The 506-nt window shown below is 53.2% G+C and carries 1 rRNA gene; it reads left to right on the top strand.

What is annotated here, in order from left to right:
* Positions 1–52: 52 nt before the first annotated feature.
* Positions 53–506: ribosomal RNA gene (locus NNO03_RS22495) — 16S ribosomal RNA — on the top strand; the annotation flags it as partial.

The following is a 506-nucleotide window of genomic DNA, read 5'->3' as shown; positions in this document are numbered from 1 at the left end:
TGAGTGAACATACGTAATTCATTACGAAGTTTAATTCACGAGCATCAAACTTAAATTGAAGAGTTTGATCATGGCTCAGATTGAACGCTGGCGGCAGGCCTAACACATGCAAGTCGAACGGTAGCACAGAGGAGCTTGCTCCTTGGGTGACGAGTGGCGGACGGGTGAGTAATGTCTGGGAAACTGCCCGATGGAGGGGGATAACTACTGGAAACGGTAGCTAATACCGCATAACGTCGCAAGACCAAAGAGGGGGACCTTCGGGCCTCTTGCCATCGGATGTGCCCAGATGGGATTAGCTAGTAGGTGGGGTAACGGCTCACCTAGGCGACGATCCCTAGCTGGTCTGAGAGGATGACCAGCCACACTGGAACTGAGACACGGTCCAGACTCCTACGGGAGGCAGCAGTGGGGAATATTGCACAATGGGCGCAAGCCTGATGCAGCCATGCCGCGTGTATGAAGAAGGCCTTCGGGTTGTAAAGTACTTTCAGCGAGGAGGAAGG

This window comes from Citrobacter sp. Igbk 16 (assembly GCF_028069755.1).
Lineage (GTDB): Bacteria > Pseudomonadota > Gammaproteobacteria > Enterobacterales > Enterobacteriaceae > Citrobacter.
This window is presented reverse-complemented; position numbering and strand designations above follow the sequence as displayed.